Source organism: Actinomadura meridiana (assembly GCF_039537545.1).
Taxonomy (GTDB): domain Bacteria; phylum Actinomycetota; class Actinomycetes; order Streptosporangiales; family Streptosporangiaceae; genus Spirillospora; species Spirillospora meridiana.
Window position 1 is genome coordinate 17,627 of the sequence record NZ_BAABAS010000035.1, and the last position, 19,480, is coordinate 37,106.

The 19,480-nt window shown below is 68.2% G+C and carries 23 protein-coding genes and 1 pseudogene; 12 read left to right on the plus strand and 12 right to left on the minus strand.

All coding sequences use genetic code 11. From position 1 onward, the window contains the following. Positions 1–71: 71 nt before the first annotated feature. The 5 genes from ABD808_RS37740 to ABD808_RS37760 all read right to left on the minus strand — a co-directional run bounded on the left by ABD808_RS37740 (position 72) and on the right by ABD808_RS37760 (position 2,388). Positions 72–413 carry a hypothetical protein gene (locus tag ABD808_RS37740; RefSeq protein WP_344908134.1) on the minus strand — a complete coding sequence of 114 codons (342 nt, stop codon included), beginning with the start codon at positions 411–413 and terminating at the stop codon, positions 72–74. A 54-nt stretch (positions 414–467) separates the two neighbouring features. After that, positions 468–935 carry a peroxiredoxin gene (locus tag ABD808_RS37745; protein ID WP_344908136.1) on the minus strand — a complete coding sequence of 156 codons (468 nt, stop codon included), beginning with the start codon at positions 933–935 and terminating at the stop codon, positions 468–470. Positions 936–1,057: 122 nt separating this feature from the next. Further along, the gene (locus ABD808_RS37750; protein ID WP_344908139.1) at positions 1,058–1,486 is read right to left on the minus strand and encodes a DUF3052 domain-containing protein; all 429 of its coding nucleotides are present in this window, start codon (positions 1,484–1,486) and stop codon (positions 1,058–1,060) included. A gap of 225 nt (positions 1,487–1,711) precedes the next feature. Then, complete coding sequence (locus ABD808_RS37755; protein ID WP_344908141.1) at positions 1,712–2,119, minus strand: secondary thiamine-phosphate synthase enzyme YjbQ; 408 nt, start codon at positions 2,117–2,119, stop codon at positions 1,712–1,714. Between the two features lie 71 nt (positions 2,120–2,190). After that, on the minus strand, positions 2,191–2,388 hold the full coding sequence (locus tag ABD808_RS37760) for a DUF1918 domain-containing protein (protein ID WP_344908144.1): 198 nt from the start codon (positions 2,386–2,388) through the stop codon (positions 2,191–2,193). Positions 2,389–2,696: 308 nt separating this feature from the next. Here ABD808_RS37760 and aceE point away from each other — a divergent pair, with 308 nt between their 5' ends. Beyond that, positions 2,697–5,486, plus strand: a complete 2,790-nt coding sequence (gene aceE, locus ABD808_RS37765) for a pyruvate dehydrogenase (acetyl-transferring), homodimeric type (protein ID WP_344908147.1) — start codon at positions 2,697–2,699, stop codon at positions 5,484–5,486. Between the two features lie 71 nt (positions 5,487–5,557). Here the strand turns inward: aceE and ABD808_RS37770 are convergent, their stop codons facing one another. After that, entirely contained in the window at positions 5,558–5,932 is a 375-nt protein-coding gene (locus tag ABD808_RS37770; RefSeq protein ID WP_344908150.1) for a VOC family protein, read from the minus strand. Further along, positions 5,929–6,414, minus strand: a complete 486-nt coding sequence (locus ABD808_RS37775) for an ATP-binding protein (RefSeq protein ID WP_344908153.1) — start codon at positions 6,412–6,414, stop codon at positions 5,929–5,931. The genes ABD808_RS37770 and ABD808_RS37775 overlap by 4 nt, the downstream gene beginning before the upstream one ends. Before the next feature lie 216 nt (positions 6,415–6,630). On the opposite strand from ABD808_RS37775, the gene ABD808_RS37780 reads away from it, so the two are divergent. Genes ABD808_RS37780 through ABD808_RS37790 form a run of 3 tightly spaced genes read left to right on the plus strand, consistent with a single transcriptional unit; the run spans position 6,631 to position 7,861 of the window. Then, positions 6,631–7,485 carry a helix-turn-helix domain-containing protein gene (locus ABD808_RS37780; RefSeq protein ID WP_344908155.1) on the plus strand — a complete coding sequence of 285 codons (855 nt, stop codon included), beginning with the start codon at positions 6,631–6,633 and terminating at the stop codon, positions 7,483–7,485. Continuing rightward, positions 7,482–7,679 (plus strand): DUF397 domain-containing protein, encoded by a 198-nt coding sequence (locus tag ABD808_RS37785; RefSeq protein WP_344908158.1) that lies wholly within the window; start codon positions 7,482–7,484, stop codon positions 7,677–7,679. Before ABD808_RS37780 ends, ABD808_RS37785 begins: the two co-directional genes overlap by 4 nt. Next, a complete protein-coding gene (locus ABD808_RS37790; RefSeq protein ID WP_344908160.1) occupies positions 7,676–7,861 on the plus strand; it encodes a DUF397 domain-containing protein in 186 nt (61 codons plus the stop codon). Before ABD808_RS37785 ends, ABD808_RS37790 begins: the two co-directional genes overlap by 4 nt. An 8-nt stretch (positions 7,862–7,869) precedes the next feature. On the opposite strand, the gene ABD808_RS37795 is transcribed toward ABD808_RS37790, so the two are convergent. Next, on the minus strand, positions 7,870–8,445 hold the full coding sequence (locus ABD808_RS37795; protein WP_344908162.1) for a dihydrofolate reductase family protein: 576 nt from the start codon (positions 8,443–8,445) through the stop codon (positions 7,870–7,872). 160 nt (positions 8,446–8,605) lie between these two features. Here ABD808_RS37795 and ABD808_RS37800 point away from each other — a divergent pair, with 160 nt between their 5' ends. Beyond that, positions 8,606–9,601 (plus strand): sigma-70 family RNA polymerase sigma factor, encoded by a 996-nt coding sequence (locus ABD808_RS37800; RefSeq protein WP_344908165.1) that lies wholly within the window; start codon positions 8,606–8,608, stop codon positions 9,599–9,601. A gap of 139 nt (positions 9,602–9,740) precedes the next feature. Then, positions 9,741–10,748, plus strand: coding sequence for a DUF6236 family protein (locus ABD808_RS37805; protein ID WP_344908168.1), 1,008 nt, complete (start codon positions 9,741–9,743; stop codon positions 10,746–10,748). Positions 10,749–10,829: 81 nt separating this feature from the next. On the opposite strand, the gene ABD808_RS37810 is transcribed toward ABD808_RS37805, so the two are convergent. Next, the gene (locus ABD808_RS37810) at positions 10,830–11,468 is read right to left on the minus strand and encodes a helix-turn-helix transcriptional regulator (RefSeq protein WP_344908171.1); all 639 of its coding nucleotides are present in this window, start codon (positions 11,466–11,468) and stop codon (positions 10,830–10,832) included. 203 nt (positions 11,469–11,671) lie between these two features. Between ABD808_RS37810 and ABD808_RS37815 the strand changes: the two genes are divergently transcribed. Beyond that, a complete protein-coding gene (locus ABD808_RS37815; protein ID WP_344908174.1) occupies positions 11,672–12,178 on the plus strand; it encodes an RICIN domain-containing protein in 507 nt (168 codons plus the stop codon). 165 nt (positions 12,179–12,343) lie between these two features. Here the strand turns inward: ABD808_RS37815 and ABD808_RS37820 are convergent, their stop codons facing one another. Continuing rightward, positions 12,344–12,823, minus strand: coding sequence for a CGNR zinc finger domain-containing protein (locus ABD808_RS37820; RefSeq protein WP_344908175.1), 480 nt, complete (start codon positions 12,821–12,823; stop codon positions 12,344–12,346). Between the two features lie 106 nt (positions 12,824–12,929). Between ABD808_RS37820 and ABD808_RS37825 the strand changes: the two genes are divergently transcribed. After that, positions 12,930–13,799 (plus strand): alpha/beta fold hydrolase, encoded by an 870-nt coding sequence (locus tag ABD808_RS37825; RefSeq protein ID WP_344908178.1) that lies wholly within the window; start codon positions 12,930–12,932, stop codon positions 13,797–13,799. A 67-nt stretch (positions 13,800–13,866) separates the two neighbouring features. Here ABD808_RS37825 and ABD808_RS37830 read toward each other — a convergent pair whose 3' ends face one another. After that, positions 13,867–14,577: a helix-turn-helix transcriptional regulator gene (locus ABD808_RS37830; protein ID WP_344908180.1), complete on the minus strand. Its 711-nt coding sequence runs from the start codon at positions 14,575–14,577 to the stop codon at positions 13,867–13,869. 32 nt (positions 14,578–14,609) lie between these two features. After that, complete coding sequence (locus tag ABD808_RS37835) at positions 14,610–15,632, minus strand: PHP domain-containing protein (protein WP_344908183.1); 1,023 nt, start codon at positions 15,630–15,632, stop codon at positions 14,610–14,612. 213 nt (positions 15,633–15,845) lie between these two features. On the opposite strand from ABD808_RS37835, the pseudogene ABD808_RS37840 reads away from it, so the two are divergent. The 4 genes and pseudogenes from ABD808_RS37840 to ABD808_RS37855 form a co-directional block, all read left to right on the plus strand. Further along, positions 15,846–16,025: pseudogene (locus ABD808_RS37840) on the plus strand (response regulator transcription factor); the annotation flags it as partial. A gap of 93 nt (positions 16,026–16,118) precedes the next feature. Next, positions 16,119–17,069 (plus strand): alpha/beta hydrolase, encoded by a 951-nt coding sequence (locus ABD808_RS37845; RefSeq protein WP_344908186.1) that lies wholly within the window; start codon positions 16,119–16,121, stop codon positions 17,067–17,069. A gap of 24 nt (positions 17,070–17,093) precedes the next feature. Further along, the gene (locus ABD808_RS37850; protein WP_344908189.1) at positions 17,094–18,098 is read left to right on the plus strand and encodes an alpha/beta hydrolase; all 1,005 of its coding nucleotides are present in this window, start codon (positions 17,094–17,096) and stop codon (positions 18,096–18,098) included. Between the two features lie 54 nt (positions 18,099–18,152). Further along, positions 18,153–19,325, plus strand: coding sequence for a PucR family transcriptional regulator (locus ABD808_RS37855; RefSeq protein ID WP_344908192.1), 1,173 nt, complete (start codon positions 18,153–18,155; stop codon positions 19,323–19,325). The last annotated feature ends 155 nt before the right edge of the window (positions 19,326–19,480 follow it).

The following is a 19,480-nucleotide window of genomic DNA, read 5'->3' on the forward strand; positions in this document are numbered from 1 at the left end:
TGCCGCGTCAAGGGGTGAATGCCCCGGTCACGGCGAGAGGGGGCTGGCCGAACACGGCCACGCGCCCGCGATCAGGTCGCCGGACCCCGCCGCAGCACACGGTTCAGCGCCGCGGCGACCTCCTCGGACAGATCACCGTCACCGGCCGGGACGGCCTGTGCCCCGGACGCCACCAGATCGGCGGGGGCCGCGTCGCGCGTGTGGCCGCAGTCGCGGCACTCGACCTCGCCCAGACGGCACACCAACGCGGTGGAGCCGCAGGTGGCGCAGGAGTCGAGGTCGTCCGCCCAGTCGTGGGCGGACTGGCAGCCAGGGCAGATCAGAACCTGACGGTCCGCCCGGACCCCGCGCTTCCACGGGCTCGCGCCGCGCACGGGGTCGGTCTGCCGCGCCCCGCAACGGAAGCAGGGCATCACACCTCCAGGGGTGCGGGGGCCGGTCCGTCGCGTCGGACCGGCCCATGTCACTCAGAGCCCGGCGAGCACCCTGCGGTACTCGTCGATGTCGCGTGCGTCGGGGATCGCGTTCACGACCTTCCAGCGGACCACGCCCTCGGTGTCGATGATGAAGGTGCCGCGCCGGGCGAGGCCCTTCTCCTCGTCGAACACGCCGTATCGCTGTGCCGTCCCGCCGTGCGGCCAGAAGTCCGACAGCAGGGGGAACTGGTACTTCTCCTGGTCGGCCCAGGCGCGCAGCGCGAACGTCGAGTCGACCGACACCGCGAGCACCTGGACGTCGTCGCCCGCGCCGTCGCCGCCCAGGGTGGGCAGCTCGTCCCGGATCTCGCACAGTTCGCCCGTGCAGACGCCGCTGAACGCCAGCGGGTAGAACACGAGGACGACGTTCTTCCCGCGCAGGCCGGAGAGCCTGACCGGGGTGCCGTGGTGGTCCTTCAGTTCGAAGTCGGGTGCGCCGTCGCCTACCTCAACCGTCAAGGTCTCTCCCGCGATTAGTGCCCGCCCATAGCGGGATATGCCCGCCTCCCACCGGACATGGGAGGCGGGCCCAGTCTGTCATCCCGCGGCGCCCACCGGCCCCGGGCCCCGGGTCGTCCGCCCTACTTGCGGACCTTCGGCGCGACGAGCCGCGTCCCGGACCACTCCCTCGCGGCGCTGACGCTGCTGGTCTGCGACAGACCCGCCGTCTGGGCGGCCTCTCCTATGTCGCTCGGCTCGACGTGACCGTCACGGCCCGCCTTGGGCGTGAGGAGCCAGATGTCTCCACCGCCCGTGAGCGGGATCATCGCGTCGGTCAAGCCCTCGAACAGGTCGCCGTCCTCCTCGCGCCACCACAGCAGCACGACGTCGACCACGTCCTCGTAGTCCTCGTCGACCAGCTCGCTCCCCGTGATGGACTCGACGGATTGCCGGAGCTCCTCGTCGACGTCGTCGTCGTAGCCGATCTCCTGCACCACCTGGCCCGCCTTCAGGCCGAGCCGTTCGGCCAGGCTGCGCTCAGACTGCGCCTGACCCGCGGTCGCGCTCACGAAAGTCCTCCCATTGTCGTCATTCCGCACGGTGTCGTGCGCTTGTCCCGGCCCCCTGGACCGGTGGCCCGCCCGCACCCGTGCGGTGTTTGCGGGACAGTCCACACAAGTGAGGGCCCCTAGCGCAAGTGTCTTCCCGGCTTTTGGTGGCCTCATTGGCCCGATTACGGAAATCACTGTCACAGAACGCACACGCACGGTGACCTGTCCCCGCGTCTTCGCGTGTCATCCCTTGATGAAGGACAGCCTGACCTGGCGATCGGGGTTGTCGACGTTGAGGTCGACCAGCGCGACCGCCTGCCAGGTGCCGAGGGCGAGACGTCCGCCGACGACAGGAAGCGTCGCGAACGGTGGTACGAGCGCGGGCATCACGTGTGAACGGCCATGCCCCCTTGACCCGTGCGCGTGTTCCCAGCGGTCGTCGGCCGGGAGCAGGTCGCCCAGGGCTGCCAGCAGGTCGTCGTCGCTGCCCGAGCCGAGTTCGAGGATCGCCACACCGGCGGTGGCGTGCGGGACGAACACGTGCAACAACCCGTCCCCACCCGCCGACGCGGCGAACCTCTCGCATTCGGCCGTGATGTCGTGCACGGTCTCGCGCGTACCGGTGGCCACCTGGACCACGGTGCTATCCATGACCCCCGGTCTACCCCATCCGGAGACCGGAACGCACCCGGAGCGGACGGAACCTCCGTCCGCGAATCCGCTCAGCGCGTAACTCGCGCCTTTTGTTCGATCACCGTGTCCGGCCCCGGGTAGACCAGAGCCTCGTGACCGTCGTCGAAGCGGACCAGGTAGGGCGGAGCGCCGTCCCTGCCCCGTACCTCGACGATCTCTCCCATGCGATCCGGCTGTCCCACGACGTTGCCGTGCACGTGCAGCCGGTCACCGATCTGTCCGTTCATCTCTCCCCCAAGCTCGTCCGTCCGGACCGTGCCGGGCATGGGGTGCCGTTGTTCCCCCCGCCTCATACGTTCCCCGCGTCCTACCAGGGGGAATCCTTCGCGGACACGGAAAACCGACCTCGCCGGGCAGGACGGCGCCCGCGCCGACCGGAGAGAATGGTTACCGAGTGGTAGAGATGCGTTAGCCGTGATTAGCGGCGACGATGGATCACGTGCCGAGGCGACGAACAGTCGACCCGGCGATCGGGGGCCACCACCCTGGCGGCACCGGTCTCACCAGCAAGGACGGCAAGGACAGAGGGGACCACGTGGCTTCCGGACGTCAACGCTTTTCGATCATCAGCGACGGCCTGCCGAGCCAGCTGCCCGACATCAACCCGGACGAGACCCGGGAGTGGCTGGAGTCGTTGGACGCGGTCATCAAGACCGAGGGCCGCGGCAGGGCCCGCTACGTCATGCTCCGGCTGCTGGAACGCGCCCGCGAGTTGCAGGTCGGCGTGCCGGGCCTGCGCAGCACCGACTTCATCAACACGATCCCGCCGGAACACGAACCCTGGTTCCCCGGCGACGAACACGTGGAGCGGCGCATCCGCGCCTACATCCGCTGGAACGCCGCGATCATGGTGTCGCGGGCGAACCGTCCCGACATCGGCGTCGGCGGGCACATCGCCACGTACGCCTCCGCCGCCTCTCTGTACGAGGTCGGCTTCAACCACTTCTTCCGCGGCAAGGACCACGGCGAGTCCGGCGACCAGGTGTTCATCCAGGGGCACGCCTCACCGGGCATCTACGCCCGCGCCTACCTTGAGGGACGCCTCCCCGAGGACAAGCTGGACGGGTTCCGCCAGGAGCACTCGCATCCGGGCGGGGGCCTGTCGTCGTACCCACACCCGCGGCTCATGCCCGACTTCTGGGAGTTCCCCACCGTCTCGATGGGTCTGACCGCGATCGACTCGGTGTACCAGGCCCGGTTCAACCGGTACCTCTACAACCGCAAGATCAAGGACACGTCCCGGTCGCACGTGTGGGCGTTCCTCGGCGACGGCGAGATGTCCGAGCCCGAGTCGCTGGGCGCGATCGGCCTGGCGGCCCGCGAGGAGCTCGACAACCTCACCTTCGTCGTCAACTGCAACCTCCAGCAGCTGGACGGCCCGGTGCGGGGCAACGGGAAGATCATCCAGGAGCTGGAGTCGTTCTTCCGGGGCGCGGGCTGGAACGTCATCAAGGTCATCTGGGGCCGCGACTGGGACCCGCTGCTCGCCCAGGACGTCGACGGCGTGCTCGTCAACCAGATGAACACCACGCCGGACGGGCAGTTCCAGACGTTCAGCGTCGAGTCCGGCGAGTACATCCGGGAGAAGTTCTTCGGCGCCGACCCGCGGCTGCGCAAGATCGTCCAGCATCTGTCGGACGACGAGCTGCGCAAGCTGTCGCGCGGCGGCCACGACTACCGCAAGGTGTACGCGGCGTTCCAGGCCGCCCGCGAGCACGTCGGCCAGCCGACCGTGATCCTCGCGCACACCATCAAGGGCTGGACGCTCGGCTCCGACTTCGAGGCCCGCAACGCCACCCACCAGATGAAGAAGCTCACCAAGGCCGAGCTGAAGGAATTCCGCGACCGCCTCTACCTCGACATCCCCGACTCGGCTCTGGAAGCGCCCCTGCCGCCCTACTACCACCCGGGCGAGGGGTCGGACGAAATCCAGTACATGCGCGAGCGGCGCGCCGCCCTCGGCGGGTTCCTGCCGAAGCGAGTGGTGCGCGCCAAGCCGTTGAAACTGCCGGGCGACCCGGTCTACAGCGAGATGAAGAAGGGGTCCGGCAAGCAGAACGTCGCGACGACGATGGCGTTCGTCCGGCTGCTCAAGGACCTGATCAAGGACGAGAACATCGGGGCCCGGTTCGTCCCGATCGCCCCGGACGAGTACCGCACGTTCGGGATGGACTCGCTGTTCCCCACGTCCAAGATCTACTCGCCGCACGGCCAGACCTACGACGCGGTCGACCGGAAACTGCTGCTCTCCTACAAGGAATCGGAGAGCGGGCAGATGCTGCATGAGGGCATCAGCGAGGCCGGTTCGATGGCGTCGACCATCGCCGCTGGCACCGCCTACGCCACACATGGCGAGCACATGATTCCCGTCTACATCTTCTATTCGATGTTCGGGTTCCAGCGGACCGGCGACCAGATGTGGGCCCTCGGCGACCAGATGGGCCGTGGTTTCCTCCTCGGCGCCACCGCGGGCCGCACCACCCTCACAGGCGAGGGTCTCCAGCATGCGGACGGCCACTCGCCGCTCCTCGCGGCGACGAACCCGGCGTGCGTCCACTACGACGCGACGTGGGCGTTCGAGCTGGCGCACATCGTCCAGGACGCGCTACGCCGCATGTACGGGACGTCCGAGGAGCACCCGACAGGCGAGAACGTCTTCTATTACTTGACCGTCTACAACGAGCCGTACCAGCAGCCCGCCGAACCCGACGACGTGGATGTCGACGGGCTCCTCAAGGGCCTCTACCGGTACAAGGCCGCCCCCGAGACCACCTCGGGGAACGGCGAGGCGCCGCACGCGCAGATCCTTGCGTCCGGCGTCGGCGGACGCTGGGCCCTGGAGGCACAACGCCTCCTGGCCGCCGACTGGGGTGTCGCCGCCGACGTCTGGTCCGCCACCTCGTGGAACGAGCTGGCCCGCGAGGCCCGCGACTGCGACGAGTGGAACCTGCTCAACCCTGATGGCGAACAGCGCGTCCCCTACGTAAGTCGAACCCTCGACAGCGTAGCCGGACCAATAGTCGCGGTATCGGACTTCATGCGCGCCGTACCCGACCAGATCGCCCCCTGGGTACACGGCGACTTCACCGCCCTGGGCACCGACGGTTTCGGGTTCTCCGACACCCGAGCCGCCGCCCGACGCTACTTCCACGTGGACGCCGCGTCGATCGTCCTAGCGGTTCTTACTCGCCTGGCCCATCACGGCGAGGTCAAGCCAGAAACATTGCAGCAGGCAATGGAGAAGTACCGTCTGAACGAGGACGTGGCCGACGTGTTCGCCAACGGCGCCACGACCTCGGAGAGCAACACGGGCGGCGACGCCTGACGGTGATCGCGGAGGTGTAGGCCGCGATCACTCGAAGGGCCCCGGGCTGACGCTCGGGGCCCTTCGCGCGTTCAGCCCGCCGGAGGCGAAAAGACCGCGAAGCGGTTACCGGACGGGTCCTCCAGGTGGGCGAACCTCAGCCCATCAGGCGTGGACCTCGCGGGGATCGCGACCTTTCCACCGAGCTTCTCGCTCTCGGCGCAGGTGGCGTCGACGTCCTGGACGAGGACGAAGAACACCGCGTGGTTCTCGGACGGGTCCGCAGTGCGCGAAAGGCCACCGCTCGGCGCCTCGACGCCCGGGTAGCGGATCAGGTCGTAGCCGTCGGAGTTCGGGTCGACGGCGAACTTCCAGCCGAACATGTCGCCGTAGAAACGGCGAGCCTCCTCCGGCGCGTCGGTACCGACCTGGAACCACGTGACCGTGTTGAACGCGGGAACACTCATTGATTTCCTCCTTCGAACGCTGCGGGCACCAGCGTCCTGGAGCACTCCGACAACCCGATGTCGGGGTTTCCGGACGATTTCTCCCCGAACTCTGCCCACACGACGGTGTGGTTACCGTCCGTCCGAAACCCCCACCCATCGGCCAGAGCCTCAACGACTCGCAGGCCACGCCCGCTCTCGCCCCCGTCCTCCGCCTTGACGCGCGGACGCCCGCGCCCACCGTCGTCCGCGACCTCCAGGCGGTAGACGCCCCCTCCCGCCAGCAGACTGACGGTCACGACACCCCCACCACCGGAGTCCGAGTGGACGATGGCGTTGCAGACGATCTCGCTCACGACGGTCACCAGGTCGTCCAGCCGGGGGTGGTCCTGCGACACCATGTCCCGCAGGAACTGCCGCGCGTACCCGACGGACCTCCGGACGCCCGGCAACGTGAGCGCGCCGAGCACCAGCAGCCCGCCGCTCATCACCGCGCGACCCACGACACTCCGCGCCGCGCGACCGGCGTCCCGTCCTTAACGGACGTGGTCCTTCTCGTCTCGGGCGCTCCCATCATGCGCCTCCTTCCATTTCGGAGTCGCCCGCCACATTCGCCGCCCGATGACCTCGTGTCGCCCGCTCTGAACGTTTCTCGACTGAACGTTCAATGCGTCGCCGTTTCGCATACGAGCGACCACACTCGGTGACACCCTGGAAGGATGCCTACCGGGAACGCCCCCACCGTCCGCCAGCGCCGGATCGGCTCGGCGCTCCGCAAGGCCCGCGACCACCACCAGTTGACCGTCGCCACCGTCGCCCTCCGCATCGGCCGCTCCAAGGGCTGGCTGAGCATGGTCGAAAACGGCCTCCAGATCATCGCCCCCGCAGAACTCAGCAACCTCCTCGACTTCTACGAGGTGGAGGACGGCCCCCTCCGCGAATCCCTCCTCCACCTCGCCACCCACAGCCCCGGTCAATGGGTTCGCGGTTTCGAGTACCGGATCTCGGCCGCAGCCCTCGACCTGGCCAGTCTCGAAGACGACGCCGCCGAGATCCGCACCTTCGAGCCCAGCATCGTTCCTGGGCTCCTCCAACTCCCTGACTACACTCGCAAGCTCATCGCCGTCGGCCCCGCCAAGCACTCTGGTAACACCAAACCGCTCGTGGACTTCCGGCTATCCCGTCAGCGAGTACTAAGCCGTCCTGACCCTCCCCGCTACGTGCCGATCATCGCGGAGGCGGTTCTCCACAACCAGGTCGGTGGTGATCCCACACTCCTGCGCGCGCAGCTTCGGAAACTGGCCAACGCCGCTCGCCTCGATCATGTAGATCTGCGCGTCCTCCCCAGAACTGCCAGCGAGTACCTCTGGTTCGGCAGTCCGCACCTCCTCATCTCCCTGCGCCCGCCCGGACGGCTCACTGTCTCTGTGAGAGACCACTACGCCCAGAGCCTGTTCGTAGAAGATGAAGACGAAGTGTCGGCCCATGAAGAGACCTTCGAACTACTGCGCTCGGCGGCACTCAACAGAACCGCTTCGCTGAAGCTCATCGAAGAGATAGCGTCACAATTATGAGTTCCCCCGAGCCAACCCACACAGCCTGGCGCAAGAGCACGCACAGCGGCGGCAACGAAGGCAATTGCGTCGAGATCGCCGACCTCAACGATCGCATCGCAATCCGCGACAGCAAGTCGCCTCACACTGGCCATCTCACGCTCACCCGCCAGACCTTCTCCACCCTCCTAACCCACCTGGCAGAGCAGCCATGATCACGGCGCCCCGCTGGCGCAAAAGCACCTACAGCGGCGGCGACGAAGGCAACTGCGTCGAGATCGCCGACCTCGATGTCCACGTCGGCGTGCGTGACAGCAAGGCACCGGACGCGGGTCACCTCACTCTCACTCGACGGGACTTCACCGCTCTCCGCGCCCGCCTGGTGTCCCTGCGGTAAGCGAGTTCTCAGACGAACTCGTAGGTGAGGTGGACGAGGCCGTCACCGATGGTCTTGTTGTCGACGAGGCGCATGGGCTTCTTGCCGTTGGCCTCGCCGAAGAGATGCTCACCGGCTCCGAGTACGACCGGGAACATGACCAGCCGCACCTCGTCGGCCAGGTCGTGCTCGATCAGCGTGTGTGCGAGTCGGTAGCTGGCGGGGACGACGATTTCGCCGTCCAACTCCTGCTTCAGCTTCGAGACCTCGGTTACGACGTCGCCGCTGAGAATCGTCGTGTTGTGCCAGTCGGGTTCGTCGAGCGTCGAGGACACCACGTACTTGGGCATGGTGTTCAATCTGTCGGCGAGTTCGTTGCTGCGGGGGCGCCACCGCGTCCCGAAGAATTCGTAGCTTCGCCGTCCCATCAGCCATGCCTCGGCAGTTAGCGCCTCCTGGAGCGCGACCTTGTTCCACTCCTGGAGGTCCTTGCCCCCGTACTGGGCGAACCAGCCGCCCCGCTCGAAGCCCTCCGCACCATCGGGGTCCTGGACTACCCCGTCCAGCGAGACGTTCTGCGGTCCGCTGAGCACGATCCTGCCCATTTGCGTTCCTCCTTCTTGCCGGCGCTGTTCGCCGAGTCACCCAGGTAGGCGCCATGGCGGGCGGGAACTGGGCGTCCGGCGACCGCCCAGTTCGGCCTTCGTCCGGCGCCTGTACAAGGGTGGAAGTGGGGCAAGCTGGGAGAAGAAGGGGGCGGTTCGGATGGCGGCAGCCGATCTGATCGCGCGGGCGCGGGCCGGTGACGGTGAGGCGTTCGGGGAGCTGACCGAGCAGTACCTCCGAGAGCTGCGGGTGCACTGCTATCGGATGCTCGGATCCTTCGAGGACGCCGAAGACGCCCTCCAGAACACGCTGTTGACCGCCTGGCAGGGCCTGGGCGGGTTCGAGGGACGGGCCTCACTGCGCACCTGGCTCTACCGGATCGCCACCAACCGCTGCCTTGACGCCCGCCGCGCGGCCAGCCGACGTCCGGCAAAGGCGTGGGACGTGCCCGGAGTGGAACCGCCCGAGCCGACCCGCCTCGGCGAGATCGTCTGGTTGCAGCCGTTCCCGGACGCCGTCCTGGAGGGCTCGGTCGAGGCAGGCCCCGAGGCCCGTTATGAGCAGACCGAAGCCATCTCCCTGGCCTTCATCACCGCCCTGCAAGCACTGCCGCCCCGCCAGGTCGCCGTCCTGGTCCTGCGGGACGTCCTGGGGTTCCACGCCCGCGAGGTGGCCGACATGCTGGACTCGACCGTCGAATCGGTCAACAGCGCCCTCAAACGAGCGCGCGCCAGCATGCGCCACCGAGCGACCACCGCCGACCGGCCGCCGCCCGCCGGGTCCCCCGGCGAGGACGCGCTTGTCGCGAGCTTCGTCCGCGCATGGGAGTCCGCTGACGTCGACGCGCTGGTGGCCTTGCTGACCGATGACGTCCTGATGTCGATGCCGCCGATACCCTTCGAATACCAAGGCCGAGACGTCGTCGCCCGATTCAGCGGCCTCCTGTTCGACGCGGGCCGCAGGTTCGATCTCGTCCCAACCCGAGCCAACGGCCAACCAGCCTTCGGCGCCTATCTGCGCACCCCCAACGGCCCCAGCCACGCCGCCGGTCTCTACGTCCTCACCCTCACCCACAACCGAATCAGCGCCCTGACCCGCTTCGAAAACACCACACTCCCCTGGTTCGGCCTCCCCCGCACCCTCCCCAACCGCTAGTCAATCCACGCCCGCCGAGCCGTACTAACTGGTGGTCAACGGGGCCGTCCCCAATACCGGAGTGCTGGGAAGTGGCCACCCGGGAGGCATGCTTGGTGTCAGACTTCGGGGAACTGGAGAGGACGGCACCGTGCCCGGAATGATCTACTACCCGACGATCAACCCGCCGACCCCGATACTCCACCAAGCGCTGCTCTATTGGGATCGCATAGCAACGGTAGTCCCACGCCGCGAATGGCGGATCCATCTAAACGACCGTACCCGCGAAGTTCTGGATGCGGGATTTTACATTCCCGCCGAGGTGGAGCTTGATCCGAGGGGAGCAAGCGAGCGCATCATCCAAGCTGTTGATAAATGGGCCAAGCGAACTCCATCTGACCTGATTTTAGGACGTCAGGACGAAGGTGTACACACCCTGCTTCCCCTCAAGGCGGGCATTCCCCTGTCAATGTTCCTGATCGACTCGGAGCTTGGACGGGGCGACCCGTTTGGCGGCCCGCTCTTCGTTTCCAACGCTGTACAGACGGCCGTGATCAGCGCATTGATACGTGAAGCCGTAGTCGATCTGGAAGCTTGGGGGCGTGCCGACTGTCACTTCCATCCCTGCACGGAGAGACCACCGTCCTTCAACGTGGCATACGACCCTCGTCCGCTCCTGGCCACCGACGATGCGGAGCGTCCTCAGCGCATCCCCTGTTGGAAAGTCGATATCGGCGGGCTGCTTCCCGTCCCACATCATGACGTCCTGCTCAGCGACCTGATCGCGTTTCGGGAACGCTATGCCGACGAGCGGCGGCGCCTGATGGAGGGTATCGACCTGTTGGTGGGCCAGCTCGGTAGCGCCCACGCGTATCCGGACGAGGTTTTCGCCGCGCTCAAGCGCGAGCTCGACGCGGCCCTGGCCGACTTGTCCGCAGCGGGGAAGGCCAGGCGGATCGACTGGATCAGGAGGCCGGTCAGCGTCGTCCTCGGCCTTGCGAGTGCCTATGCCGGATCCAAGGTGGTCCCGGACGCCGGCTGGCTCCTCGGTGCCGTCTCCGGGTATGCGATCAACATCGCGTCCACCAGCGTCCGCAATGGACCGACAGAGATCGGCAGAGATGTCGGCTACCTCTATCGCGTGGAACAACAGCTCAAGTCCGCCTGATATCCGGAGGGCGAAGCGTCAGCGCTGACGATCGGATGGTGCACTGTCTTTCCGCGCGTCCATCTCCCGACCAGCGGTGGATCAGGCGAGGAGTCTGGTGATGAGTTCCTCACGGGCGGACACACCGATCTTGCGGTAGATCGACTTGAAATGGTCGTTGACGGTGTGAGGCGACAGTTCCAGACGCCGGGCGATCTGTTTGGTGGCCAGTCCTTCAAGGACGTGGTCGACGACCGTGCGTTCCTTCGGGGTCAGGCCGTGCCAGACCGCCATCGCCGAAAGCAGTTCAGTGCCGGTGGCCGGTTGGATTGTCACGGCGACTGCGCTGTTCTCCTCCTGGCCGGTCATGGGTTGGGCGCGTAAGACGATCCATCCGCGCCGAGTGGGGACGCGGGTGAGCGCGGGCAGACTACGGCGCGCGGCCTGAGTGAGGTTCCAGATGGTGCTTTCCATCGGGATGGTCGGCGCGGCGAGGGCGTGGGCGGGCAGGGTTTCCAGTTCGCCGATCCACTCGCGCGCCGATGGTGTGGCCGCCACGACTTTCTCATCGGCTCCGATGGTGAGCACGCCTGGTGGTCGGTCGAACCTGCTGGGCTGCGGCAGTGCGCCCGTCGCATAGCGTCTCATCGCGGCGACGACGTCCCGGCTGAGTCGCTGGACGCGGGCGGCCTCGGCCGCTGAGATGGGCGCGACTCCAGATGCGCTCCGTCCAAGGCTCACCCGTCCAGTATCGACTACGCAACGCAGGGTGACGCCCACGTAGCGACATCACTTACCACCGCGCCTCTGGCTTCACGCCCTTGGCGACCCCCCGAGGTCTGGGGATGTCCGCGTGCCCGTCGCTCGGGCGACCGTTGAGGCCGACAGGGCGGATCGCCCGTCGACAAGACGGATGACCCCCCAGGACTGGAATGGAGAGCAAGATGCGCAAAACCATGATGTCGGCGCTGCTGCCGGTCATCGCCATACTCGGCGGGCTGTGGGCCGTTCCGTCCGCCTCGGCGACAGCGCCCTCGCCTCGTCCGGAATCCCAGCGGATCGACGGCGTCCTGATCAAGCCTCGGTTCGCCCACGACCTCTGCCTCGAAGTCGCCGACAGCAACTCCGGCAACGGCGCCCTCGTCACCGCGTGGGGGTGCCATGGCCGTGAGAACCAGCGGTGGACCATCGACGGAACAAGTATCAAGACCAGCCTCCCCGGCCACAGGTGCCTGGACGTCCGGGGCGGAAACGGCGGCAACGGGGCCGCCATCAACCTCTACGACTGCAACTCCTCAAGCGGACAGCAGTGGCACTTCGACGGCGACAGGCTGGTCAGCGGAGTCAACGGACACTGCCTCACCATCGTCGCCGCCAACTTCGCCGGAGGGGGCGCCGTCGTGAACTGGGAATGCGTCGGCTTCAACGAACAGGCGTGGGAACTGTCCTGACCGACGACGTTCGCGGCAGGGCTCGACAGGACCGTCCCCTGGCGTCGGGGGGCGGTCCTGGCTGCTGCGAGAAGGAAGACCCTTGGTGGTAGTCGAGCGGATGCGTTGGGCTGAGTTGCCGGACGACGTCCGCCTACCGCGTGAGGGATTGCGGATGCGCGTCCATTAGCGGGTGCGTTCGTAGTGGCGGCGTGCCTTTTCGCGGTTTCCGCAGACGGCCATAGAGCACCATCGGGCGCGGTTGGCACGGCTTCGGTCGAGCAGGAACAAGGTGCACTCCTGGTTGGCGCAGGGGCGTAGTCGGCCGGGTAGTTCCTTCTCGGTGGCGGCCCAGGCCAGGACGATTTCGACGGCCAGCCGGGCGTGCGGGGGCGTGTGCAACGTCCACTGGAGACCGTCCGAGGTGAGCTCCGGAATCTGGTGGACGTCTTCGAGCAGCGGGATCAACGTGGTGGGTTGGCTCTCGCCCGTCACTACGTCCCGCAGGGCGTCTCGTGCTTCTCGTAGGAGCTCCAGTTCGGCGAGGGTGCCGTCGCCGCCGTGCTCCCGCGCCCAGCGTCTGCCTGCGGTCGCGTCGCCGAGTGCGTCTTGTTGCTCGCCGTTGACGATTGGCCTGCTGTTGAGCAGGTCCAGCAGCGCGTCCATCGGGTGCCGCTCCCCTCCTAACCGGATTGAATCCTTTGACAGGTTAGCCCATGACGTGCTTCCATGGCGAAAGGCTAACCAGATCGAGCCATCAAAGGGGTTAGAGATGAGTTCAGTGCGCCATCGGACCGCCACTGTTGACGGGCACGAGATCTTCTACCGGGAGGCGGGGTCGGTCGACGCTCCCGCGATCGTCCTGCTGCACGGGTTCCCGACCAGCTCGTTCATGTTCCGCGAGCTGATCCCGCTACTCGCCGCGGACTACCACGTCATCGCGCCGGACCACCTCGGCTTCGGCCACTCCGACGCTCCCCTCGTGGACGAGTTCACCTACACGTTCGATGCCCTCACCGACCTCACGTCCGGGCTGCTCGACCGACTGGGCCTGGACCACTACGCCCTCTACGTCCAGGACTATGGCGCCCCCATCGGGTGGCGCCTCGCGCTCAAGCACCCGGAGCGGATCGCCGCCATCGTCACCCAGAGCGGCAATGGTTACGAGGACGGGTTCGTCGAGTCGTTCTGGGCCGGTCTCTGGGCGTACGGGACGAATCCCGGCCCTGACACCGAACCCGCCGTCCGTGCCGCGCTGAGTCTCGACGCCATCCGGTGGCAGTACGTACATGGCGTGCCCGACCCGAGCCTGGTCAGCCCGGACACCTGGGAGCACGACTTCGCGCTCGTCTCCCGCGAGGGCAACGATCAGGTTCAGCTCGCGCTGTTCCGCGATTACCAGAACAATCGCCCGCTCTACCCGCTGCTGCACGAATTCCTGCGCACGAGCGACGTCCCGGTGCTCGCCGTGTGGGGACGCAACGACGAGATCTTCGGCCCGGACGGCGCGCGAGCCTTCGCCCGGGACGCCAAGGACGCGGAAGTGCACCTGATCAACGGCGGTCATTTCCTGCTGGAAAGCCACCTGGACGTCGTCGCGGGGTACATGCGCGGCTTCCTCGGACGCGTCCTTCACCCCTAGCCGTCATCGCCGGGAGTGGCCGCGTCTCAGCGGGCCGTCTGCCGAACGGCCCGCTGGAAATGCGGTCTCAGACGAATTCGAGGGGACGGACCACGTAATCGGGCGGGGCGGATTTCATTTCATCGAAACCGCGTTCGGGGGCGGGTTCGTCCAGCAACGCGGCGCGGCGGACACGGTCGGTACGGAAGACGCGGGCACCGCCGCGTAGGCGGCACCAGCCGATCAGGTACCAGCGCGTCGAAACGGCCGTGAACGCTACGGGCTCGACGTCCCGTTCGGTTTCGACGCCGTCGGCGTCCACATAACCGATCCGGACTACGCGGCGAGCGGACATGGCTTCTTCCAAAACTGCGGGCACTGATGCCGCCCGCTGGTCGAAGGCTCCCGGCGGGGTCACAAAGCGGACGCGCTCGGCCAGTTCACGGGCTGATGCGCTGTCGGCCGCCGACATCGCCGCGACGATCTTGTGGAGCGCGGTCCGGGCAGAGCGGGAGTACGGGGAACCGCCCGATCGGGACAGGGTGATCGCTACCGCCACGGCCTCGGCCGGGGTGAAGTTCAGCGGCGGCAACGTGCGGCTTCGGTCGAGCGTGTAGCCGCCGCCTCGGCCGACGTCCGCGAAGATCGGAACCCCGGCCTGCTGGAGCGCGCAGATGTCACGCTCTATCGTGCGGACGCTCACCTCGTACCGCGCGGCCAGCTCCCGCGCGGTGACCCGGCGCGGCGCGCAGGCCCGTAGCTCCTCCACCAGGGCGTACAAGCGGTCAGTGCGGTTCACGCCGCGACCCTACGGCGCGCCTCCGACATTCCTCAGAGCTTGGAGCGGGCCCAGGTCAGGAGCGTTTCGGCGGGCAGGGTGTTGACGATCTGGGACTCGGTGACGGCGCAGCGGGCGGCGCGTTCGCAGCCGTGGGGTTGCCAGTCGAGTTGGCCAGGGGCATGGGCGTCGGAGTCGATCGCGAAACGGCAGCCTGCCTCAACTGCCAGGCGGAGGAGCCGTTTGGGCGGGTCCAGACGCTCTGGGCGGGAGTTGATTTCGACGGCCACGTCATAGGCGGCGCAGGCGTCGAAGACCAAAGGAGCGTCGAACTCTGATTCGGGACGCAGACCGCCGCGCTTGCCACCCGCTTTGACGATGCGTCCCGTGCAATGGCCCAGGACGTTCACGCGAGGGTTCGCGATGGCCGCGACCATACGTTTCGTCATGGCGACGCGGTCCATACGGAGTTTGGAGTGGACGCTGGCCACGACGACGTCCAAACGTTCCAGGAGGTCGGCGTCCTGATCCAGGGTGCCGTCCTCCAGAATGTCGACCTCGATGCCGGTCAGGATGCGGAACGGCGCCAAGCTTTCGTTGAGTCCCGCGACGTCGTCCAGTTGCCTGCGAAGGCGATCGGCGGTCAGGCCATTGGCGACCTTGAGGCGGGGTGAGTGGTCGGTCAGGGCGATGTAGTCGTGGCCCAGCGCTCGTGCTGTTTCGGCCATTTCCTGGATAGGTGAGCCGCCGTCCGACCAGTCGCTGTGGGTGTGCAGGTCGCCTTTCAGGGCGGCACGGAGGGCGGCCGTCGTCTCGTCCAGCGGTTCGCCCTCGGTGGCTTCCAGACGGCGCAGGTAGATGGGGATCTCGCCGCGCAGGGCCTCCTCGATCACGAGGGCGGTGACCTTGCCGATGCCGGGGAGCGCGGTCAAAGTGCCGTCGCGGGCGCGGGTGGCGAGGTCGTCGCGGGAGGCGGCCACGTCGGCGGCGGTGCGGAACGCTCGCACGCGGTAGGTCGGCTCGTGGGCGCGTTCCAGGAGGAACGCGATGCGGCGCAGGGCTTCGACGGGCTCCACGCCTCGCACCGTACCCAGGTATGACATGAAGTGTCGCACCGCGGTGTCATCCCGTTGCGGTCGCGGGTTCTCTAGCCTGTGCTCATGGCCAGGGTGGACGCTCTACCGCGGTATGTGCTGCGGGACGTCTTCCTTGCCGCGGCGGTGACGGGCCGGGCGGAACCGGCGCCGCTCGACCGGCCCTGGCCGTTCCTGCTCAGGTGGACGCGCTACGAGGTGTTGACGCTGGTGGCGCGCGGGCTGTCCAACGGTGAGATCGCGGAGAAGCTCGTCGTCGCCGAGCAGACCGTCAAGACGCACTTCGGACGGATCCTGATGAAGCTGGAACTCCGCGACCGTTCGCAGGCGATCGTCTACGCCTACGAGGTGGGGCTGGTCCGTCCGGGCGACTGATACCGGGGTCGCATCCGAAACCTCGCACCGTCGGTTGATCCGCGCTACAGCGCCCGATCCGTAGCTTCCTGATGAGTCGACCAGGGAGGACGGATGCTGAGCGTTCGCAAGGCGGTGACGGTCGTGTCCGTCCTGGTGGCGGCCGGGTCGGTGACGGCCGCGACCGGCAGAGCAGAGGTGTACTCCGCCCCGGGCCCGGAACCCGAACTGTCGGCGGTGACACTTGACGCCCGCTACCGGGCCACCGGCTGGGAGATCGCGAAGGCATTGGCGACCGCCAGACGCGTCCGCGACCGTGACCGGATACGAGCGTTAACGGCGTTCCTGGGCAACGGGCGGCGGTTCCTGTCGTTCGATCCGCGCGGCCACGGCCGGGCCGTCGAGATCATCGGCGACCTTCGCAGCGCCGACCGGGTCGCCGTCGTGGTGCCGGGTGCCGACAACTCCCTGACCAGGTTCGACTCCCCCGGGTTCGTCGGCGACGGTGGCCGTGCCCTGTACCGGCGGGCCCGCGCGACGGCGCCCGGCGCGCGGCTCGCCGTGATCGCCTGGCTCGGCTACGACCCGCCCCGGGCGCTCAGCGCCGACGTCCTGATCAGCGGACGGGCCGAGGACGGCGCGCCCGCCCTCCGCCGCCTGCTCGGCGGCGTCCACCGCGTCAACGCACGCGCCAGGTTCGCGCTCCTGTGCCACAGCTACGGCTCCGTCGTCTGCGGCAAGGCCGCGCCGCGCCTCGGGCCGCTCCCCGTCGACGAGATCGCCCTGTTCGGCAGCCCCGGCACCACCACGGACACCACCGCCGACCTCGGCACACGCGCCCACGTCTGGGCGGGCCGCGCGAAAGGCGACTGGGTGCGGTACGCGCCGAACGTCCACGTCGCCGGGCTGGGCTTCGGCGCCGACCCGGTCTCGTCCGGCTTCGGCGCGACACGGTTCGACGCCGGGACGGGCCCGCACAGCGCCTACCTGAAACCCGGCAGCCGCGCGCTCCGCAACCTCGCGCTGATCGCACTCGGCCGCGACGCCCAGGTCACCCGCGCCTGATGGGGAATGGTAGAAAGGCCGACGATGCCGCCGCCACAAACGACCAGCTCGCCGTGCACGCGGCGGCGCCGACGGGTTCTGGCCTGCGCCGCGTCCATCGCCGTCGTCCTGCTGACCAGCGCCGGGACCGGGCACGCCGACCCCTACGCGCCGCCCGTGGACGTCCCCGCGCTGACGCCGTCCACCCTGGACGTCCGGTACGCCGCCGAACGCCGGTCCATCGAGGACGCCCTCACGACGGCCCGGGCGGTCGGCGACTCCGGCCGGACCCGGACACTCGGCGCGTTCCTACGACCCGGACGCCGTTTCCTGTACTTCGACCCGCGCGGCCGGGGCCGGGCCGTCGAGGTCATCGGCGACCTGGCCCGCGCCCACCGCGTGGCCGTGCTCGTCCCCGGCGCCGACACCACGGTCACGGCGTTCGACACGCGCGGCGACAAACCATGGTCAACACCCGGCGGCGGGGCCCGCGCCCTCTACACACAAGCCCAGAACAACACCCAAGACTTGGCCGTCGTCGCATGGCTCGGCTACGCCGCACCGGAAACCTTCAGCGACGACGTCCTCACCGACGACCGAGCCGGAAAAGGGGCCGTGCGGCTCCACCACTTCCTAGACGAAATACACAAGGTCAACCCGTCCGCCCACGTCGGGCTGCTCTGCCACAGCTACGGCTCGGTGGTCTGCGGACGCGCGGCGATCGACGGCCCCATGGGCGCGGCCTGGCGACAGGTCACCGACATCGCCCTGTTCGGCAGTCCCGGCGCCGCCGCGCCGTCGGCCAAGGCCATGAGTTACACCACACGGATCTGGGCGGGACGCGGCACGTCCGACTGGATGGAGGACGTCCCCCACGTGCGCCTCCTCGGCCTCGGTCTCGGGCCGGATCCGGTCTCAGCACCGTTCGGCGCGCGGCTGTTCGACGCGGGAGAAGCAGGCCACAGCGACTACCTGGAACCCGGCTCCACCTCTCTACGCAACCTGGCCGCCATCGCGATCGGACACCCCACCTCAGTCACACGCGGCTGACCACGACGACCACGAAATGACGGGTCACCGCCGGTGTGGTGGCACCCTGGGAAGGTGGACACCGCGAACGAGACCGAGATACGCGAGCAGACCACCCAGCGCCTGGAGAAGGCCATGGGCACGTTCGGCACCGCGGCGCTGACCCGCATGGAGGAGCAGCTCCCCTGGTTCCGGCGCATGCCCGCCGACCAGCGCTCCTGGATCGGCCTCGTCGCCCAGGCGGGCATCGCCGCGTTCGTCGAGTGGTTCAAGAACGAGGAGAAGACCCGTCCGGCCATCGCCGGGGAGGTGTTCGGCACCGCGCCCCGCGAGCTGCTCCGCGCCATCAAGCTCCAGCACACCATCGACATGGTCCGCGTCATCATCGACGTGGTCGAGACCCGGCTCGACGAGCTGGCCGCGCCCGGCGGCGAGGCCCAGCTCCGCGAGGCCATCCTGCGCTACACCCGCGACGTCGCGTTCGGCGCCGCCCAGGTCTACGCCCGCGCCGCCGAGACCCGCGCCGCCTGGGACGCGCGCCTGGAGGCCCTCGTCGTCAACGCGGTGCTGCGCGGCGAGGTCGACGACGGCATGCACTCCTGGGCCGCCGCGCTCGGCTGGACCTCCAAGCCCGTCACGGTCATCGCCGGGCTCACCCCGGAGGACGAGGAGCCCGAGGTCACCATCGACCAGATGCAACTCGCCGCCCGCCGCGCCCGCGCCGACGTCCTGGCCGGAGTGCAGGGCCACCGTGTCATCGTGATCGTCGGCGGCGACACAGACCCCATGGAGGCGGCCCGCCCAATCGCCGCAAAGTGCGGCCCGGGCCCCGTCGTCGTAGGCCCCCAGGTCCCCGACCTGTACGACTCAACACGTTCCGCACACGCCGCCGTCGCGGGCCTACGCGCCGCCGCCGGCTGGCCGGACGCACCACGCCCCGTCCTGGCATCCGAACTCCTACCCGAACGGGCCCTGGACGGCGACGACGACGCTCGCCGCCACCTCGTCGACGACGTCTACAACCCCATGCTCGCCGCAGGCGCCCCCCTCCTCGACACCCTCACCACCTACCTGGAACAGGGCTCGTCCCTGGAGGCCACCGCACGCCTACTGTTCGTCCACCCCAACACCGTCCGCTACCGCCTACGCCGCGTCACCGAGTTGACCGGCCTGGCCCCCACCGACGGCCGCAACGCCTTCACCCTCCGCATAGCCCTAGTCCTAGGCCGCTTCCAAAAGCGTTGGTGACCGGCACGGGTCGCGTGGCCGTCGGGGCTCCAGGGGGTGCCCCCCTGGGCCAACACAGGTCGGCTCCTGAATATGCACAGGTTGTAGGGGTCGTACAAAGGGTTCCGACCAAACTTCGTGCCGATCCGCATCGTGGGGCGGCGAAGATCGCGGCA

What these genes read in the sequence shown, in the direction of transcription:
- ABD808_RS37740 (WP_344908134.1), bottom strand. Translation starts at nt 413, where the DNA reads ATGCCCTGCTTCCGTTGCGGGGCGCGGCAGACCGACCCCGTGCGCGGC.
- ABD808_RS37755 (WP_344908141.1), bottom strand. Translation starts at nt 2,119, where the DNA reads ATGGATAGCACCGTGGTCCAGGTGGCCACCGGTACGCGCGAGACCGTG.
- ABD808_RS37760 (WP_344908144.1), bottom strand. Translation starts at nt 2,388, where the DNA reads ATGAACGGACAGATCGGTGACCGGCTGCACGTGCACGGCAACGTCGTG.
- ABD808_RS37770 (WP_344908150.1), bottom strand. Translation starts at nt 5,932, where the DNA reads ATGAGTGTTCCCGCGTTCAACACGGTCACGTGGTTCCAGGTCGGTACC.
- ABD808_RS37780 (WP_344908155.1), top strand. Translation starts at nt 6,631, where the DNA reads ATGCCTACCGGGAACGCCCCCACCGTCCGCCAGCGCCGGATCGGCTCG.
- ABD808_RS37785 (WP_344908158.1), top strand. Translation starts at nt 7,482, where the DNA reads ATGAGTTCCCCCGAGCCAACCCACACAGCCTGGCGCAAGAGCACGCAC.
- ABD808_RS37790 (WP_344908160.1), top strand. Translation starts at nt 7,676, where the DNA reads ATGATCACGGCGCCCCGCTGGCGCAAAAGCACCTACAGCGGCGGCGAC.
- ABD808_RS37795 (WP_344908162.1), bottom strand. Translation starts at nt 8,445, where the DNA reads ATGGGCAGGATCGTGCTCAGCGGACCGCAGAACGTCTCGCTGGACGGG.
- ABD808_RS37800 (WP_344908165.1), top strand. Translation starts at nt 8,606, where the DNA reads ATGGCGGCAGCCGATCTGATCGCGCGGGCGCGGGCCGGTGACGGTGAG.
- ABD808_RS37805 (WP_344908168.1), top strand. Translation starts at nt 9,741, where the DNA reads ATGATCTACTACCCGACGATCAACCCGCCGACCCCGATACTCCACCAA.
- ABD808_RS37815 (WP_344908174.1), top strand. Translation starts at nt 11,672, where the DNA reads ATGCGCAAAACCATGATGTCGGCGCTGCTGCCGGTCATCGCCATACTC.
- ABD808_RS37820 (WP_344908175.1), bottom strand. Translation starts at nt 12,823, where the DNA reads ATGGACGCGCTGCTGGACCTGCTCAACAGCAGGCCAATCGTCAACGGC.
- ABD808_RS37825 (WP_344908178.1), top strand. Translation starts at nt 12,930, where the DNA reads ATGAGTTCAGTGCGCCATCGGACCGCCACTGTTGACGGGCACGAGATC.
- ABD808_RS37845 (WP_344908186.1), top strand. Translation starts at nt 16,119, where the DNA reads ATGCTGAGCGTTCGCAAGGCGGTGACGGTCGTGTCCGTCCTGGTGGCG.
- ABD808_RS37850 (WP_344908189.1), top strand. Translation starts at nt 17,094, where the DNA reads ATGCCGCCGCCACAAACGACCAGCTCGCCGTGCACGCGGCGGCGCCGA.